This is a genomic window from Azospirillum brasilense (assembly GCF_003349955.1).
GTDB lineage: Bacteria > Pseudomonadota > Alphaproteobacteria > Azospirillales > Azospirillaceae > Azospirillum > Azospirillum brasilense_B.
Map to the genome: position 1 here is coordinate 1 of NZ_QLKQ01000023.1, position 16,027 is coordinate 16,027.

14 protein-coding genes and 1 pseudogene are annotated in these 16,027 nt (G+C 65.5%); 5 read left to right on the plus strand and 10 right to left on the minus strand.

From position 1 onward, the window contains the following. Positions 1-138: 138 nt before the first annotated feature. From DXK32_RS12475 to DXK32_RS12485, 3 genes are all read left to right on the plus strand, one after another. Positions 139-1,518 carry a hypothetical protein gene (locus DXK32_RS12475; protein ID WP_114858800.1) on the plus strand — a complete coding sequence of 460 codons (1,380 nt, stop codon included), beginning with the start codon at positions 139-141 and terminating at the stop codon, positions 1,516-1,518. 23 nt (positions 1,519-1,541) lie between these two features. After that, a complete protein-coding gene (locus DXK32_RS12480; RefSeq protein ID WP_205215700.1) occupies positions 1,542-2,315 on the plus strand; it encodes a helix-turn-helix domain-containing protein in 774 nt (257 codons plus the stop codon). A gap of 244 nt (positions 2,316-2,559) precedes the next feature. Beyond that, complete coding sequence (locus tag DXK32_RS12485; protein WP_114858801.1) at positions 2,560-3,471, plus strand: hypothetical protein; 912 nt, start codon at positions 2,560-2,562, stop codon at positions 3,469-3,471. Between the two features lie 232 nt (positions 3,472-3,703). Here DXK32_RS12485 and DXK32_RS32115 read toward each other — a convergent pair whose 3' ends face one another. The 4 genes from DXK32_RS32115 to DXK32_RS12495 all read right to left on the minus strand — a co-directional run bounded on the left by DXK32_RS32115 (position 3,704) and on the right by DXK32_RS12495 (position 5,362). Further along, positions 3,704-4,072, minus strand: a complete 369-nt coding sequence (locus tag DXK32_RS32115; RefSeq protein WP_162801152.1) for a hypothetical protein — start codon at positions 4,070-4,072, stop codon at positions 3,704-3,706. Between the two features lie 20 nt (positions 4,073-4,092). Beyond that, on the minus strand, positions 4,093-4,308 hold the full coding sequence (locus DXK32_RS32120; RefSeq protein ID WP_162801153.1) for a hypothetical protein: 216 nt from the start codon (positions 4,306-4,308) through the stop codon (positions 4,093-4,095). Between the two features lie 125 nt (positions 4,309-4,433). Beyond that, on the minus strand, positions 4,434-4,877 hold the full coding sequence (locus DXK32_RS12490) for an abortive infection family protein (protein ID WP_114858802.1): 444 nt from the start codon (positions 4,875-4,877) through the stop codon (positions 4,434-4,436). A gap of 41 nt (positions 4,878-4,918) precedes the next feature. Then, positions 4,919-5,362: a hypothetical protein gene (locus tag DXK32_RS12495; protein WP_114858803.1), complete on the minus strand. Its 444-nt coding sequence runs from the start codon at positions 5,360-5,362 to the stop codon at positions 4,919-4,921. A gap of 372 nt (positions 5,363-5,734) precedes the next feature. On the opposite strand from DXK32_RS12495, the gene DXK32_RS12500 reads away from it, so the two are divergent. After that, the gene (locus tag DXK32_RS12500) at positions 5,735-6,862 is read left to right on the plus strand and encodes a hypothetical protein (protein ID WP_114858804.1); all 1,128 of its coding nucleotides are present in this window, start codon (positions 5,735-5,737) and stop codon (positions 6,860-6,862) included. A 108-nt stretch (positions 6,863-6,970) separates the two neighbouring features. Here DXK32_RS12500 and DXK32_RS12505 read toward each other — a convergent pair whose 3' ends face one another. From DXK32_RS12505 to DXK32_RS33670, 4 genes and pseudogenes are all read right to left on the minus strand, one after another. Further along, the gene (locus DXK32_RS12505; RefSeq protein WP_114858805.1) at positions 6,971-10,558 is read right to left on the minus strand and encodes a DEAD/DEAH box helicase; all 3,588 of its coding nucleotides are present in this window, start codon (positions 10,556-10,558) and stop codon (positions 6,971-6,973) included. Between the two features lie 245 nt (positions 10,559-10,803). Next, positions 10,804-11,016 carry a hypothetical protein gene (locus tag DXK32_RS12510; RefSeq protein WP_114858806.1) on the minus strand — a complete coding sequence of 71 codons (213 nt, stop codon included), beginning with the start codon at positions 11,014-11,016 and terminating at the stop codon, positions 10,804-10,806. 192 nt (positions 11,017-11,208) lie between these two features. Continuing rightward, positions 11,209-12,699: a hypothetical protein gene (locus DXK32_RS12515; RefSeq protein WP_247877116.1), complete on the minus strand. Its 1,491-nt coding sequence runs from the start codon at positions 12,697-12,699 to the stop codon at positions 11,209-11,211. Positions 12,700-12,807: 108 nt separating this feature from the next. Continuing rightward, positions 12,808-12,909 (minus strand): annotated as a pseudogene (locus DXK32_RS33670) (TniQ family protein); the annotation flags it as partial. A 151-nt stretch (positions 12,910-13,060) separates the two neighbouring features. Between DXK32_RS33670 and DXK32_RS12520 the strand changes: the two are divergent. After that, positions 13,061-14,083 (plus strand): IS1595 family transposase, encoded by a 1,023-nt coding sequence (locus tag DXK32_RS12520; protein WP_114858808.1) that lies wholly within the window; start codon positions 13,061-13,063, stop codon positions 14,081-14,083. Between the two features lie 664 nt (positions 14,084-14,747). On the opposite strand, the gene DXK32_RS12525 is transcribed toward DXK32_RS12520, so the two are convergent. Both DXK32_RS12525 and DXK32_RS12530 read right to left on the minus strand, forming a co-directional pair. Further along, on the minus strand, positions 14,748-15,056 hold the full coding sequence (locus DXK32_RS12525; protein WP_114858809.1) for a hypothetical protein: 309 nt from the start codon (positions 15,054-15,056) through the stop codon (positions 14,748-14,750). Further along, complete coding sequence (locus DXK32_RS12530; RefSeq protein WP_162801155.1) at positions 15,046-16,002, minus strand: AAA family ATPase; 957 nt, start codon at positions 16,000-16,002, stop codon at positions 15,046-15,048. The genes DXK32_RS12525 and DXK32_RS12530 overlap by 11 nt, the downstream gene beginning before the upstream one ends. Between the last annotated feature and the right edge of the window lie 25 nt (positions 16,003-16,027).

Genomic DNA, 16,027 nt, shown 5'->3' on the forward strand with positions numbered 1-16,027 from the left:
ACGCCGGTGACCAGATGAGCGCCCCGGCTCCTACACCACGCCTCGGGACACGACCCCCGGAAAGTATCTGCCAGAAATTAGTTCCAGCATTGCAACCGCCGTATGCTGCGCGCACTCTGGTGCTGATGGAGGGTAGGCATGCGAACCCGCTCTGAACCTGAAATCCGGCTTTCGGAATTGCATTTCCGGCGGCACGCCGTCCAACTCCGGCCTATTCAAGATCTGCTCGACCGATACCGACAAGCTGAGGAGGCTCGCCATCACTCCGCGCTGCCGTCGGATCGATACTACCAGAGCGTCCTGAAGCCCATCGAGGATCGCATCCAGGCCGCGTTCCCGGCCAGTTCCACCGAGCGCCAGGTGTGGGAGGTGATCCGCCGCGAGGAGCACTTCGAATACCTCCTGTCGAAGTGGCAGCGTGACGGCAGGGCCTTGTTCGCCTTCAGTCAAACGCTGCTGGAGATGCTCGGCCACACCGATGTCATGGCCCTGCCGGTGAAGACGCTCAGGATGCCGTACGACACCTCCTACGTCGCCCTGCCTCCTGGAACCTTCCAGCCTGACTTCCATCCCCGTTTCGAGATCGATGGCTTCTACATCGAGTGCGAGGTCGACTTGGCGACCAGCATGCGTCGGCCTCCGCCGCCAGATGACGAGATCGTCGCCGACACCCGAAAACTGTGGGCAGACCCACGGATGGTCGAATGGCTACGCTCGTACGGCCTGGCCCCGTACCCCGACTACGAGACGCACCTTGCCGGGCGCTTGGCGGAAAACGCTGAAGCCTGGAGCGAGTACCACCGGTTCATGGGCGATCCGGACACCGTTCTCGACGAGGCGGCAGACAAAGGTCTTGATCCTGCCCAAAAGGGATGGTCGCCCTTCTGGTCGATCATGGTCGATTTTACCTTCAAGCCTCGGGGCCGCGGACCGGCGCCGTTGTCCACGGCCGAGCTCTTGGACATGCCGTGGCTGCGGTTCGCGGTGAGCTTTCCCTCTCACCGCAACACGGTGGCCGAGGCCATTGAGTACGAGCGCCGTCATGGGCTGCCGATTGACACCTATTATGAAGAGGACAGCTATGGCGAGGACGACCTGCGCCATGTGATCAGTCAGCCTGAACACATCGACGATGTCGTCCGGCTCGTATTCAACGTGATGTGCTACCTGAACTGGCCAGACCGGGATCAGGAGCGGCGTCTGAACGATGCGCACGCCCACGCCCGTGTTGCACGCGCGTCCACCCGCAAGGGCCGCGCCGCCGCCGAAGCCCATGCGCTGAAGGACGGCGCGCGCTGGATCGAATTCTGCGGCTATCGTGCGGAACGGAGCGCCCAGCCCGGCGCTGGCGGCGCCCTACCGGCGCACTGGCGCCGCGGGCATTGGCGGCATCATCGCCATGGGAAGGGTCTGACGGAGACGAAGCTCCTGTGGATCAGGCCGACCATGGTCGGCGGCGTGGTCGGCGCGGCGGTCCCGACGGTCTACCAGACGGCAGTCTCGGTAGGGGATGGCTGAAGGGTTTTTCGGCCTCCTTCGGTTTGGCGGACGAGGTCATCATCCCCGGCATCCGAATGACCATGGAGATGACAATGGGCTTCCACGATCCGAACTTCGCCGGTTCCACCGACCGCATGAAAGACCACGGCGCGCTGTATGTTCCGACCTCACAGGAGGTCGGTGCGCTGGTCAACACCTGGCGTCGCCTGCTGAATTGGAAGCGGGAGACGTTGGCGCAGTTCGCGGCCGTCTCGCTGTCCACGATCGAACGGATCGAGCGCGGCGAGGCGGTGAGCGCCGAGTCGCTGGACCGCGTGGCGGTGGCGCTCCGGTTCGAGGTAGGCGACTTCCATCGCCCTCGGCGTTTGAGGAGCTTCGAAGAGGCCCTGGCGCATGTGACGGAGTTCTTCGCGGGGAAGGTGGCCGTGCCCTGCGCCCCGCTGAAGACGCAGCCCCAGGCCGCAGCCTTGCTCGGCTGCCATTGCTACTTGGTCGATGACGGCCGATGCACGCAGGATGTGGCGGAGTCCGTCGCCATCCTGCGAGGGAACCTAAACTTCTATTCGTGCGCACTGGGGGATCTCGCCATCCCCGGCGAGACGGTGAAGAAGCGTGATATCTACACTTCGTTTCTGGCCGACGTTCGGGCCGTCGAGCGCCGGGGCTACAACGCGTTGCACGCCACCTACGAGGCGGACACCCGCATCGGGGCGTGGAACGTGGGCGTCATCGCCTTCTTTCCCAAACTCACCGATCCCGGCGCGGCGAAGCGGGAATTCGTATTCGTCCCGGCCGCCCTGAACATCGGACTCTAGGTGTTCCGAATGCCGTATCCGCTGATGGGGATCGCAGCCTGGGACGCCATCGGAAGCGCATTGCGCCGTCGCCGTGCACCGGCGACGGCCAGGGACTGCGGCTCCATGTCGCCCTTGAGGCCCTGTCCCACCCACGGTGCGGCTAGGGATGAGGTTGGGGATGCGGCGATGTGCCTTTGCGGATACCGGTGATCTGGCTGTCCGGAAGTGGTATCCGACATGCCGAATCGCCACGAGGGGGAACATGCCGGACCTTGCCCGCAACCGCCGCGATCGGGAAGTCTACGACGCCGCCGAACTGCCCCTGCTCGACGGCTGGCACCCAAACGAGTTCGAATGTCACGTCTGCGGGGTCGAGATGGTCCCTGTGGCCTGCGACGGCAGGCGCAGGTACAAGGTCTCCCCGTACTTCCGGGCCAACGGACCGCACGGCGCCGACTGCGACGCCGACGGCCTGCGCAACATCGTCCGCAACGGCGTCGTCCGTCCGGTCCGGAACGAGGCCGGTCACCCCGTGGGATGGCCGAGCGCATTGAAGCTCGTCGAGCGGCGCGACCAGGTCGCGACCCCGGGGCAACCGGCGGACGATGTCCGCGACCGCCATGCGGGGGGCGGCCGAGGGCAAGGGGAGCGTCGGGAGAGGCACGACTACACCGCATCGAGCCTGAAGCGGATAGCCGAGCACTACTGCCTGTTCCCCAGGCATCGGGACCGGAGGCTGACCATACCCGACTGCGATGGGCGGACGTACGGGGAGTGCTTCGCGAAGCTCGGAAACACCAGGGAAGCGCGCCTTCTTCCCGCGAAAGTCCACTTCTCCCCGATGCGGTTCAAGGCGCCGGTCATCGACGGCGATGTCGTGGCGTTCACCGTGAACGCCGTGCTGTGGGTGTTCGAGGAGGGGTTGCCAAAGCCGAGGCCGGGCGCCCACTACACCGTGCGCGTCGACATGGCGGGCTGGTCGGCCCGGCGCCGGAACCACTTCCTCGACGAGTTGGCTCGCGCGGTCGAACAGCAGAAGGCGAACGTCGACCAGAAGGCGGGCGTCTCCGTGTGCGTGTTCTTCCTGGGACGTCAGGACGAGCGGAACCCGATGGTGTTCCTGGTGGACGACGCCCGTCTTGTTTGCTTCCTGACTGTTGCTGGAGATCCTTGACCAGGCGCGGCGCGGGGGACCAGTCGTGGACGTTCATCACCACGAGGTCGTCCCATACGGTAGGTTTCCCGTCCAGCCAATTTTACAGCTTACTTTTGTCCCTGGTGACGCGCTTGAGGATGGAGTTGAGTTCGTACGTGCTCCCGGCGAAGCTGCGTTCCTCACTATCGGCGCCACTGCGTGGTTATGCAGGGCATTTCCGATCAATTAGGGGTAGAAAGGCGCTCTACTACTACCATTTACTGAGAAAATCGTAGAAATCAGTAAGATCACCCCTGCCATGCAACTGCAATGACTTCTTGGCTATTTCTTCAATGTCAATTGTGTTTGGCGGCTTCCCACTCATCAACAGACCCACCACCATCGCAAGGTGGGCATTGTAGTGTTTGTAGGCCCGATTGGTATCGAGAGGGTTGCTAAAAAATAACATTTGAGCAGCGAGAGCCGGGTGGACTTCGGGCTCCAAGCCGTCAGATTTCTGATCGTATAGTGCAATAATTTGCCTGAATTTGGAAAGTTCAAAAGCAGCCTTAATATTCAAGCGCTTTTCAAGGTAAACAAGAGCAGTTCTAGTAATCTGCTCAAAGTCAGATGTAGACACGAATAAGATTCCTGAACGCGTTATTTCAGCTCAGCTATTGCTGCTTCGCAGAGAACCTTGGCGCGCTCGAACATCGCTCGTGCATCAGCCCGGACGTCTTCCAAATCCCGTCGCCGCCCCCAGCGTTCCATGTCCCTTTGGGACACGAACGGCGCGCCAACAGCCGCTATCGCCTGTGAGTGTTGGCTTTCTGGACTGACCGATACAAACTGAACAATATCCACAGGCATCGGCATAATTTTGTCTCCTTATCAACATAATAGGCAGTCTTCACGCGAGGCGCAACTCCAACCAACCTCTGATCTGGGTATAGGGCAGTGCCAGTGGCATAAGGGAGCGTCCGGCAAGTTCGCGACCGGGCTCAGGGGGTAGCTGTAGCCAATGGCCGTTGCGCCTCCTGTTCCCGGAAGGTGTCCGCCAGGAACGTGACGAAGGCGACGCCGCTCATGACCGCCAACCGGGCGTGGCGGGGCTGGAGGCCCTTGTGGTTCCCCGCCCGGCCATGGCCGGTCCCATACCAGTTCCGCAGGTTGCCGATCTTCACGGCGACCGTGGCGAGGTTGTTCAGCAGCACCCGGATCTCGTCGGCGCCCTTCGCGCTGTCGGGGATGTCGTCAGGCACGAGCTTCAGTTCCGCCAGGGCCAGCTTGACCAGCTTGGGCAGGTCCACCCCGGCCAGGGCCGGGGCGCCGCGCTTGGCGAGGATGGTCTTGCAGCAGCTTTCGATCAGTTCCTTGGTGCCGCCGAGGGCGGCGTCCGGATCGGCATCGACGGCGCGTTCGAGCCGGAGCACCTCGTTCGCCATCCACCCGGCGTCGAGGACGTCCGCCGACGCCTTGGCGTGCTTCAGGAACGAACGGGCCGAGGCAACGGGCGCGCGGCGTAGACGGGGCGCCCGAAGATGGAGCGCTCCTCGACCAGAGCGATGCCCGCGGGCGCCAGCGCCTCGTTCAGCTTGGCCGCCAAGCCCCTCGCCTCGTTCCCGTCGGGACGGACCACCGGATGGAGCATGCGGCAGAGGAACGCCAGGAAGGTTTCATCGACGCACCCGAGCAGGTTCAGGCGGCGGTCTCCGAACACCCAGTCGTCGGGCCAGTCGTCCGGGTTGTTCTCCCGGTGCTGCCAGATGTCCCCGGCGGCGTCCTGGAAACGGCTGTCGTGGGACGGCAGGGTTTCGAGGTCGAAGATGGCGGACAGGAACGCGACCTCGTCGAGCGCGCCCCACCACCGGACGTTCTCAATCCTCAGGCCGTCGAAGATGGTCTGCCGGATGTCCCTGCCGATGCGCATTGCCAATCCCCGCAAGGCGTCCCGCCGGACCGGCCCACGGACCACGGCACGCTGACGCCCGCCAAGGTAGCGCTCATATTGTGGCGCGCAAGGGTTTTCGGGCATTGCCAGTAGATGTCAATCCGAAGAGGAGAGTCATCCTAGGGTGCTCGCCTGGAGCCGTGCCGGACGCCGCGACGGCACCGCACCGATTTGGCGCGTTGACATGCCGAAACGCAGCGATTACGTTCGTGGCGTGGTCCGTGGCACCCGTGACTTGTCGCCGAGTCAGACGCCACAAGCATAAGGTTCAGGTCTTCACGGTCCCAGGTTCGATGGGCCGCTGGTAATCGGCGATCTGCGGCATCCACATCCAAACTTAGGGAAACCGTCATGAAGACGTTGATCTCGCTCGACGATGTCGAGTCCATCAAGCGTGAACTCATCGGGATGCTGCCGGACGTCAAGTCGTCCCACCGCGTCGAGGCCATGGCCCGCGGCCTCGGCTGGGGCAGCAACGCCGCCTTGCGCGCCGAGTTGGCCGTCGGGCCGCAGACGCGGTCGCCCGACAGCCGAGTGTTCTCGGAGTACCTGAAGGACCATGGCTTCCAGGCCGTCAAGTACGGCGCCTTGGAGGAGGCCGTGGTGCGGTGCAAGTTCGCCGAGGCGCGTTCGGCGGTCGAGGCGGTCATGGCAGCGGAGCCGGGCCTGTCGATGAACGGGTTCCGTACGGACGACTTCCGCAAGAGCCGCCAGGAGAGGGAGGACGACTTCCGCCGCCTGCGCGAAGAGATGCCGTCGGCCGATGGGATTCTCCAGTTCGTGAGGGCCTGCGAGTTCCTCACCGAGGTTCCGAGGCGCGCCACAGTGAACCGCAACTCGACCAGCTACGGCTGGAAGCACGCGGCGGAGCGGTTCCACAGCGAGCGTGGGGAGCCGGACAGCTACGTGAGCAACGGCATGTTCATCGCGGCGGCGCTGCACCTTGGGTTCACGGTGAAATGGGACGGGATCGGGCCGAACGCCTTCCTGAACATCGCCCCCGCGGACCGGCCGCGGCGCAGACGGGGAGACGACATGCTGGCGAAAAGCGTCGGCGGGCCGACCCGGACGGCGGCGTGGCGGAACATGATGGTGGCCGCAATCAACGCCGGGTTGGACCGGGGGCTGTTCGGCCTGGACGCGGGCGACAACCGTTGGGGCGACGGGGAGGGGGTCTACCGCTTCGACTTCGCCGGTCTCCCGGCGATCGCCAGCGTCCGCGATGCCGGTTTCGGCGAGTTGGGGGTGAGCGTGGCCGTGAGGCCGACCGAGCGGGCGGCGGAGTTCGTCCGGACCGCCAACGCTGGCTTCCTCGCGGGCGACGCGTTCGCCTCCGGGTGGCTGGAGCGGAAGGACGGCAAGTGGCTCCAGTCCCCCGACAAGCCGATGAACGCGTTCCGGAGGGATCTGTTGCCGGTCATCGCGCGCCAGACGGTGGAGCCGCGGGGCTTCGCCGCGAGCGGCCCGTTCAAGCTGTAGGGCGGTCCGGCGGGCGCCTCGTCCCGGGACGGGGCGCCCGTATTCCGAATCTGCGGGGGACGCCCCGCCAAGCCGGTCGTTTTCCGATATCGCCGGGACTCCAACCCCTTAGGGGAGGGTGCCCGGCACCGCCAGAACGTCTTCCGGCATCACCCTCGTGATTCCGTCCGCCCCGGCGAGGACATCGAAGTACGGCAACTGCGACCAGCCGCCGTAATCGCCGACGACGTAGACCCGACGCTTGGCGCGTGTCAGGGCCACGTTGAGCAGGTTCGGCTTCCGGCACATCCTAGTCCTGGCTCCCGGTTTCCCGCCGAGGACGATGACGACCTCGTCCGCCTCCTTGCCCTGGAATGTGTTCACGGTCCCGACGGACTGCGACGCCCACACCTTCGGGAAGCCCGCGTCGACCAAGGCGTCGCGAAGGTTGTCCGCCACGTCCCGGAACGGCGATATCGCGTAGGTCTTCAGGTCGAAGGACGCGAAGTCCATCCGTCCCGCCGACTTCTCCCGGTGTTCCCGGATCATGCGGAACAGTTCGACGGCGATCTCTCCCTCCTTGGACGAATAGTTGCCTTGGTCCATCCTGCCGCGGACGTCGATCCACAGGCATCCCGGGAGCGGGGTCTCGAACGCGGGATTCTCGACCGTTCCGTACACCATCAGGTTCTCGTAGGCGATCCGGTTGGCGACGGTGAACATCGGCTTCTCGCAGCGCCTGTGGACGCGCAGCGGCGATCCCACCCAGGTCTCTCTGTCGGTACCCGGCGAGATCGTCGTCCCGATCGGGTTGCGCCGGTCGGCCAGGGTCTGGACGGATTCCTTTCCCGCGTCCCACGCCGACGTCTCCACGCCCCACGTGTCCCGCACGGCGGCGACGACCCCCTTTGGGATCGGGACGACCGGCTCCAGCTGGATGGGGTCGCCGATGCTCAACATGCGCTTACTCCGCCACATCGCCCCGACCGCCGACTGCGGCGTTGTCTGCCCGGCCTCGTCGACCAGCAACCACCCGATGTCCTCGGCCCCCAGGTCGGCGAAGAGCCGCCCGAACGAGGCGAAGGTCGTCGACAGGACGGGGCACACGAGGAACAGCGTCTGCCACGCTGCGGCCGCCACGCCCGCGGGCCGGTGCGGCACGTTCCGCCGCAGGAGGTTGAACGCGATGTGCAGGTTGCCGCGGACCCGCTTGGCGGCCTTCAGCAGGAAAGCCTCGTGCACCGCCAGGGCGGCGAGGAACACCTCGACCCTTGCGGCGTGGAGCGGCCCCGGGGCGGCGCCCTTGGCGGGCGGCTCGTCCATGAACGGCGAGGTCAGGTGGATTTCATCGTTCCCCGATGCCCACGCCGCCACGTCCGGCATGTTTGCCCCAAGCGCGGACATGGCGTCCTTCGAGACGGGGCGGGCGGATCGGTCGATGGCGGCAATGGCCTCCGATTCCGTTCGGATGCCACGGGACAGTTCGTCCTCCCGACGACGGACCGCGGCGACGGCGACCTCCCTCTCGGTGATCGTCTCGTCGAGACGCAAGAGCCATGTCGCGGCCCCGGGGGAGCCGGGGGACGGCGCTTCGGACGGCGCTGGTGCGGCATAGGCGGGTATCGCTCGCAGCCTGCCGAGTTCCGCCTCGGCCTTCTCCAGCGCCCGTCCCGCCTCGGCGATCTCCTGATCGCACTCCTCGACCATGGATCGGATGTCGTGCATTCGCCTCCGGACGTCCGTGAGGGCATGGCTTAGCGCCTCGATCCGGTCGTTGATGGCGTCCAACCCGGCCTGCCATGCAAGCCTGGTGCGGCGGTTGAAGGGACCGAGCCACACCGGTTTTCGGGCCTTCATGCCCTCGCGTCTTTCCCTCGCCTCCTCGTACTCCCGCCGGGTGGCGTCCTCTTCGACTTCGGCGGCACCGACGTTCTTGGCCGCCTGTGCCCTCTCCGCCGTGAGGTTTCCGATCCTGCGCTTCAGGTCGGCGGCGACGGTCTCCTGCCGCGCTGCATCGACCTTGCACGAGAAGGAGTTCCTGTCCGCCCGCATCCGGGCGACAAGGGCCGTGGTGGCGACGAGCGCATCGAGCGCGGGCTTCATGCCGTCCAAGTCCACCTGCAAGGCGGCGAGCCGCGACATGTGATGCGCGCGCCGCCGCGCGGCCGCGAGCGCGTCGACAGCTTGTCTGTGCCAATGGTTCCGGGGCCGGTTCAATGTCTCGACGGTCGCTACCGCGTTGCGGAAGCGCGCCCTGGCGCCCTCCCAATCGACGCCGTCCGGGACCACGTTCCAGAACACCCTGTTCAGGGAACGGTCTGCCTCCGGATTCTCCGACTTCTTGCGTGGCCAAGCCGCATCTGCGAAGGCATTCCTGTACTTCGCGGCGCCGAGCGTCGTCGCGAGCAACGCCCACGGGTTCTTGGGGCTGACCTCCGACGGCAGCTTCCCGGCGATCTGCCTTGCGCTCTCCGTAAAGTAGGCGGCGCCGCCTCGAAGCCATAACGGATCGATCTCCGCTGCCGCCGGGATCTCCTTGGTCACATTGCGGACGGCACCGTTGTTCGAGGAGGCGACGACCATCTCGAAGCCGGTCAGCGTTTCGTGGGGAAGGTACCAGGGCTGATCCCGATCGTTCACGGACACCTTTCCGCGGTACGAGAACGCCGCCTCCGGATCGTCGAACGCGACCATGCGGGAGGCGCGCTCCACGACGAGGGCGACGATGACGTCGCGGAGCATGGTGGTCTTCCCCGTTCCCGGAGGGCCGTTCACCGAGAACAGCCCGGTCGTGTCCTTAAGCCGCGAGACGAGTTGGTTGACGGCGAACTGTTGCGCTAGGACGAGCGGGTAATGCCCCTTTCCGGGCCACGCGCCGGTCGGCGCCTTTGCGGGGGCAAGCGCCTCCAGGACGGATGAGACGTCGCGGACGACCTCGGTTTCGACGGCCTTGCGGCCTTCCGTCAGATACTCCTCTAGGCATCTCCCCGTTCTCTCGGACGCCATGACGGCCTGGAGGTCGTCGACGAAGAAGCTATTCAGGATACCGTCGTCGGATTCCTCCTCGTCGTCCGTCCGCCGCTTGCTCTCCCACGACGCCACGACCACCGGCGACGCGCGGTCCGGAAGCCACCCGCACCGCCGACGGACGATGTCCTCGATTCGCCTGACGAGTCCGAAGTCCATGGGCACCGACGGTATGCCGTTTTCCTTGTCGGGCATCGGCGGCAGGACGGCGTCGATCTCCTCCTTGACCAGCGCCTCCGTCGCCTTCCAGTCCCCGCAGTCCGTGATCGCCTTCGCGCCGAACCGCTCCACGCGTCCAATCGCCCATGGTACGGACGACAGGGACACCGAGCCGCGGACAGGATGGCCGTCCGCGAGCAGCAGCATCGACACGCAGTACCGCCTGCCGCGAGGCGGCTCCCCTTCCTGTGATGGTTCGGTACCGAACGCCTTCTGCGTGTCATCGGCATAGTCTTTGAGAGTGTAGATGCCGAAATGCAGGCGGTGGTTGACGGTCCACTCCGCACGTGCGGGAATCCGATGCGGCGAGGCAGACTCCCACGGCATGGCCTGCGTGGCGCGCGTCTCGACCACCTGGGAATACGGGGGCTTCTTTCCACGCTCCTTGAGCTTGGGAGGCTCCTGGGGATTCAACATCTCCAGGGATCTCCAGAAGTTCAGGATCTTCTTCTGGCGCTGGTCCAAGGCCATGGGGTGCCGTTCCCGTCCGATTGAGGTGATCGCCGTCGGTCGCTCCCTTCAGGTCGCAAACGATTCCCAAGCCGCGCCGCCCGGCTGGAGTGCGGCTTGGTGAGGCGAATCAACTAACAGTATAAGGACGGTCGCCCTGCCGTCAAAGTCCGGCGCATCGGGCACTGGGTTTCATGCACACGCGAATCCGTGCGGTTGAAGGGTGACCGCGGATACCCGCCCGTCCGTTCGCGAAGGGCGAGCGATCAGCGCCGGTCCCACCGGGCGACCACGAGCGGGAGCACCTCGTCGAAGTCGTCGGGCAGGACGACGGCCTCCCCGCGGCGGGTCACGATGGCCGATTCCATGCACGTGTCGTCGTGGTCGCGCACCTCGGAGATGTCGGTGACCCGCAGCGCCCGTCGGCAGCCCGCCAGATCGCGCAGCACCAGAAAGTCGCCGTGCCGTTCCACCGCCATCGTCGTCTCCCGCTTCCATTCGATGCCACCGGACCGCCCCGTCCGTCGGTGCGCGGGGCGTCGGATCCGCCGTCCCGCCGACCGGATGGAGCAAACGTCGTAGTCATGCGGTCGGCGCTCGGCCGCGACGGCGCTCCACGCGCGGTGCGGACAGCGTCGATCCCATACGCGGGATCCGTGTGGCCGAGCCGGTCAGAGGCCCGGGCCAGCCGGTCGCAGGGGATGCTGTTCAGGCCCACCGTCGTCCTCCCCTCCGTCCGTCGTTGCGTTGCCCGTACGTCGCCGGTCGGAGTCCGCGATTCGGCGCCGCGCGAGCAAAGCGTCGATCTCGGCGCGCCGGAACAGAAACTGCCGCCCGCCGTCCACCGACGGTCCGGACACCGGCCGCGCGCCCATGTCGACCAGATGGAGCGCCAGCTTCTTCGACGTGCCGAACCCATGCGTCCCGCGCAGGTCGGACGCCGTCACGTACTCCCGCCGGAACGCCGCGAGCGCCTCCTCCGTGACCCGTCCACCCCGTTCGGCCGTCGCCCCCGGCACCTCGACGGTCGACAGCCAGCCGCGGCGGACCCAGTGGTACGCGACCTCCTGCTTGACGCCGAGCGCCTTGGCCGCCCCGTCGATCGACAGCGTGCGCCGCGCCGCCGCCGCCAAGGCGTCCCGGAGCGTCTCGACATCCGCCTTGTAGAACGCCAGCCGGGCAAGTCCGCGCCTTTCGGAGCGCAGGGCCGCAGGATGCAACCGTCCTTTCAGGACGGCGCGGAGGACCGCCTCGGCACCCATCCCCAGGCCGCCAAGGGCGCGCGCCGCGGTCGGCAGACCGACGAGTTCCCCGGTGCAGCGCCCCTGACCGACGGCAGCCTCGATGCGCCTGAGAAACGCCTCCAGATCGGCGACGCGCCACGCGGTGCGCCCCAACAAATCGACCGCCATACCGGACGCGGGCGAAGGCAGCAGGTCGGTGCCGCGCAGCCCGACGAAGGTTCGCTTGCCGATTCCCAGGAGGCGCCATGCCGCGTCCTGGTCAACCAGTTCCCGCAGGTCGGCGCGGAGACGATCGACGGTGGCGGCGCGCAACAGCACCGGCTCGCCCTGTCCGCCGCTTCCGGCGACGACGAGTCCGTGGCGGTCGACGAACGCCCTGAGGGTGTCGAATGCGACGCCCAGCGCCCGGGCGGCCCCGACCAGGGTGACGCACGCGTCGGGAAGGGCGGCATCGGCGCGCTTTCGCCGGACGGCGCGCAGGCGGGTGGCGAGCTCGGGGCGCAGGGCGACGTGGTCGGTGAACCCCTCCCACGCGACGCGGCCGTAGGGTTCGTCGGCGACGCTACCCAACCAGGCCGGAAGCCCGCCGTACCGCTTGGCGGCCCCGTAGCGGCCGTGGCGCGCGGCGGGTCGTTCGGCGAGGCCGTCGAGGAAGCGGTGGAACGACCCGGGCCAGTCGGCGCATGCCCGCCACCCGGCGTCGAGCAGCAGGTGCACGCGGTCCGGGTGCTTTTCGGCGAACCGCGCCGGTTTGGCCCGGTGGCCGACACCGAGCTCCGTGCCGCCGAGCGCGTAGATCAGTCGGAGCGTCCCGCCGACGCCGACCTCGGCGGCCAACCCGTCCAGGGTGTCGGGTGCGGTGAGGAACAGGCGTCGCAGCGCCCCGGCTCCGGCAAGTTCGCCGACGGGTACCGGCACGCCCGGCCCCCGCCTCAGATCGTGCCCGCAGCGACAGGCGCACGGCGACGGCACACGCCAGCCGAGGCGGCGCCCGCACGCGGGGCACCGCTCGACCAGGCGCAGGCGGTGGACCGGACAGACCGTCGTCAAGGCCATGTCCCACAAGCCTCTGTGGTGACCGTTTTCATTCAGGCACCGGGGGCACACCTTGCGCCGCCGGGCCGAAATGAAACGGGGCTATAACCCAGAATCAGACGCGACCGCTTCGCAATGGCGGGGCTGAGTAAAACTCAAGTAACACTATGATAAAAGAATCCATGGTGGAGTCATTGACTCCTCGCTGACTCATAAGACAATGAGCCGGTAAAGGATACCGGCCATGAAACTCACGGATTTCCAAGAAGCCTTCCCGGATGACGCGGCCTGCATGCGGTTCCTTGAGGAAACCGTATGGGCCAATGGCCGGCATTGCCCGGATTGCGGCTGCCTGAATACCGTACCACTGGCCGGCAAGGCTGCGGCACGCCACCTGTATCATTGCCGGGATTGCCACAAGCAGTTTACCGTGACCAGCGGGACGTGGCTCCACTCGCGGAAACTCCCACTGACCAAGTATTTCGAGATTCTGTATTATTCCGTGAACAGCAGTTTCGGGATGGCATCCACGCGGATCGCCGAATGGACTGGTGTCTCGCAGAAATCCGTCTGGAAGATCCTCCAGGCTTTCCGCGAGCTTCAAGGCTTCTGGCTCACCATGGCGGACAAGCTCGCCAACACCGTGGAATTCGACACCAAGTACGTCGGGGGCAAGCCCCGCAAGGCCAAGGGCGAAACCGGCCAGAAGGTCAAGAACAAGCGGGGCCGGGGCACGGACAAGCAGCCGGTGTTCGTCGCAGCCGAACGCCAGGGTGAGGTCAGGGCCACCGTGGTTCCGGACGAGAGCGAAGCCACGATCCGGCCGTTGGCCGAAGCCCAGGTTGATCCCCAGGCCCACATCATGTCGGACGGTGACGGGGCTTTCGCCAAGATTGCCCGGTCCTTCGCCCTACACAGCCAGTGCAGCCACCGGGATTGGGATTTCGCCCGTGATGGGGTCCACAACAACACCGCCGAGTCGTTCAACTCCTGGGTCGAGCACATGCGGGATGTCCACTTTTTCGTGTCGAAGCCGCACCTCCAGCGGTACGTCAACGACGTGATGTCGCGGTGGAACCTCCGGGTGGCGGTCGAACGCGAGGTCACCCACAGGGGCCAGCGGGTCGTGCGGGTCTTCATGGAGAAGATGCCCCTGCTGGACCGGCTCCGGACCATTTTCGTCCATGCCGTGGGGTGTCAGGTCCGGCGGGATCGCATCACAGGTGGAATTGCAGTCGCTTCCTGTAGATCTTGTCCAAGTTATTAATATTGAACGCCTTCAACATACTAAATAATCTGATTTCTCCAAACCATCAGAAAGGTATCGCCATGACAGAAGAAGCCAAATCAACAAATGACACAGATCGATGCAAAGTTTATTCGGTGACCGGTCATCGAGAAATGCAATCCGCCATGCTTGAAGACACGACGTTGATCTATCGGGCCGCAAATAGTCCGACACGACACCAATTCACATTTGAAAGTACGCCGGAATCTCAGTGATACAATTTGGGCAGAGGGGACTCTGTTTGGAGTCCCCCGCCATTTCACGGAATTTCCAAAATTAGAGATTTTTGCAGTCCAATAGCGAGGGACTGTGCCAAGCTATCAGCAACCGCCTTATCGTCAGTATAAACCGCCACCAAAGGGTTCCCGGTAGGGGTATGCTCTATCAATGCGGCATACACGGGACCGGACGGCATTTGCGTTGGTCCAACACTACGTACCACAAGGTCCTGCACTGGATACTTCATAACACACCCCGGATTGTCATTTTGGCAAAAAACCATTCAAGACCCACCACCGGACCATACGCTTATGTATGTAGGGTTGAATGGATGGGTCGAACAACAATGATACCGGAAATATGGCCGGTGACACTCACGTTTTTTTGAATATGATGTTGATTATCAATCGCATCTGATTCTGGGTTATAGCTCCGAAATGAAATGGGGGTGCACGGGATGGCCGAGGAGGCGGGAGCCGCCGTCCGGCCCGGCGTAAAACATGGCGGCGACGGCGGTCTCGTCGAGCGCCAGCAGGCGGGACAAGAGCGGGACCGCCGAAACACTGGTCGCCAGCGCCGCGATGTCCGCTATGGGTAAGCCGCAGGCTTGGATCAGCGGGGTCGGGGATTCGAAACCGTTGGCCGCAGCCATGCGCAGCAGCAAGCCCAACAGACTTTCGTCGGGTTCCGGCTGAACCCGAATCGGAAGTATGGGGACGTCGTCAGTCGGCATGGCCGCCCGCCGATCCGGTCGGTTGGCGTCTCCGTCGTCGGCGGGCAGACTCCTCTTCGACCCTCGGTCGGACCGCCTCGTCGCGCCCGGCCGCCGGGGCCGGGGCAAGCGCCTCGACCCGGAACGGGTTGACCAGGCGCCGACCATCCCCGATCCGGAGCCGGTCCACGACCTCGGCGAACAGCGGATGCGACAGGGCTCCGAGCGAGCGGTCCAGGGCCAACTTGAACGCCTCCTCGATCAGGAGGACCGCCGGTCCGAGCAACCCCCGTGAGAAATGGTGGATGCGCAGAGCCGTCTCGGCGCTGCCGAGCCGGGACGGGAGCGGAAGACGGAGCGCTCGCTCGAAGGCGTTCAGGATCAGCCGGAACTCTTCCTTCTGGTCCCGGTCCTCCCAGTCGTAGGCCCCAATGTAAACTTCGCCGACCGAGCGGCGCCCCAACTGGGCGTTGGTTGTGACCACACGTTCAATGTGCGGCTGGCCCGCCAGCACAATCGGGCAGAGGTTCGTGTTCAGCAACCCGACGATGTAGTCGGCGGCGTCGTAGGCGATTCGGTCGGTATCTGTGTGGATCAGGCGGTGCGCCTCGTCCATGATCACCAGTTCAACGCCGCACGCCTTCAGCAGCGTATGGACGCGCTTCGTAGCCTCGACCTGGTTTGCCCGCGACGGCGCGACATCCCCCAGGTCGGCCAGCATGGTCCTGGCGAGGGAGCGCAAGCTGCATCCCGGCGGCACCTCGATGCGGAGTATCCGGCGGCGGGAGCGCAGATCCTCCTCCACGTCCGGGTAGCGGGCGGCGTAGCGTTGCAGCGCCACGGACTTTCCCGCCCCCGGCGGGCCGACTAGGAGCAGGCACCGCCCTTCCAGGCCGGTGCCGTGGCTGAGGTGCAGGTCACGGATGCGGGCCTCGGCCAACTCGGCCCGCCCAGTTCCGACGTACACGTTCCGGAAGGCCGCGACCCGGCGG